Origin of the sequence: Streptomyces sp. MnatMP-M17 (assembly GCF_900091995.1) — a bacterium.
GTDB lineage: Bacteria > Actinomycetota > Actinomycetes > Streptomycetales > Streptomycetaceae > Streptomyces.
Genome location: NZ_FMDK01001239.1, coordinates 1 through 1,342, shown reverse-complemented (window position 1 = coordinate 1,342; position 1,342 = coordinate 1). Strand labels below are relative to the sequence as shown.

Here is a 1,342-nt window from a genome sequence, read left to right as displayed (position 1 = left end):
CCCGCCCGGCCGCGGCAGCCGCCGCCGCCATCGGACGGTCGACCCGCAGTACGGGCACGCCGAGCGCCGCGCCGGTCTTCTCCGCGACCTCACCGATGGTCGAGCAGGTACAGAGCACGGCGGCCGAGCCCTCGGCGACAGCGGCGGCGACCACGGCCTCGACATCGGCCGCCACGGATTCCGAGCCCTCGGCCCGCGCCCTGGTGAGCAGGGACTCGTCGACGACATGGCGCAGGACGAGTCCCGGATGGTCCATGTCCCGCAGGGCGTCGAAGACCGGGACATGGACCGGGGAGGTATGCAGCAGAGTCAGCATGATCGCGATGCTAGGTCCTGCTCTTGCGCCGAGTCCGGCAATGTTCGTCCGACAGGACGAAGAGTGACGGAAGGGACCCGCCGGAAGGATACGAACGCCGTCAGGCGTCCACCGCGTTGCCTTCGTCCTGCGCGGCCTTCAGCAGCTCCCTCGCGCTCTCGACCACATCGTCCGGGGCCGCCGGAGCCTCCTCGGGATGGCGCTGGGCCCACCGGGCGGCGTACGGGCAGAACGGGACGACGGGCACGCCCTCACGCCCGGCCGTCGCGTACAGCTCCCGTACCAGCGCTCCCGCGATGCCCTTGCCCTCGTGCCCTTCCTCCACTCCGGTGTGCACCGCGACCAGCGCACCGGACGACTCCTCCGTGGCCTCCATCGCGAAATAGACGATGGAGCCGACGGCCCGGCCGTTCTCGTACGCCTCAAGACGGCCCTCGGACCGGTTGTCGCGGATGTCGAGATCTGACATGACGGTTGGTTCTCCCTGCTCCTGGTGGCGCGCGGCCGATTCGGCCCGCGGGTACATCGTTCCACCTTCAAGCTGTCATCCCTCGCGCTCCAGACGGCGTTTGAGGACCAGCGGCAGGACCAGCCAGCAGCACGCGAACCACACCAGTACGACCGCCGCGACGGCCCAGGCGTAGTCGGACTGCAGTGCGACGCGGAGCAGAAGGAGTACCGCGCAGACGATGGCGGCGGCGAGCAGGGCGATGCCTGTCCCGAGCAGCCGGCCTGTCATACGGACGAGCTCGGGCTTGCGGCGGTGTCCGGCCAGCATGCGGTGTACGGAGACCGGGGCGACCAGCGCGCCGGTGGCCAGCGCCCCGATCACCACGGTGACCGCATAGAGGTCCTTGTCGAACCAGCCCAGCCGCGCGAAACGCGGTGTGAAGGCGACGCTGAGCAGAAAGCCGAAGAGAATCTGCGCTCCCGTCTGCGCGACCCGTACTTCCTGGAGCATCTCGACCCACTGGCGGTCCGCCCGCTCCTCCGGCCTCTCGTGCCGCGCGAAGCCGTGGGCGCGGT

At 70.2% G+C, this 1,342-nt stretch carries 2 protein-coding genes and 1 pseudogene; all 3 read right to left on the bottom strand.

Features of this window, described 5'->3' with window-relative positions:
- Window positions 1-316 (bottom strand): annotated as a pseudogene (locus tag GA0115259_RS38220) (arylsulfatase); the annotation flags it as partial.
- A gap of 100 nt (window positions 317-416) precedes the next feature.
- A complete protein-coding gene (locus tag GA0115259_RS38215; RefSeq protein WP_093605219.1) occupies window positions 417-785 on the bottom strand; it encodes a GNAT family N-acetyltransferase in 369 nt (122 codons plus the stop codon).
- 75 nt (window positions 786-860) lie between these two features.
- A partial coding sequence (locus GA0115259_RS38210; RefSeq protein WP_093605217.1) for a DUF6328 family protein occupies window positions 861-1,342 on the bottom strand: 482 nt, incomplete at its 5' end.

Excerpts from the sequence above, each read along its gene's own strand:
- GA0115259_RS38215 (WP_093605219.1), bottom strand. The coding sequence starts at position 785 with ATGTCAGATCTCGACATCCGCGACAACCGGTCCGAGGGCCGTCTTGAG.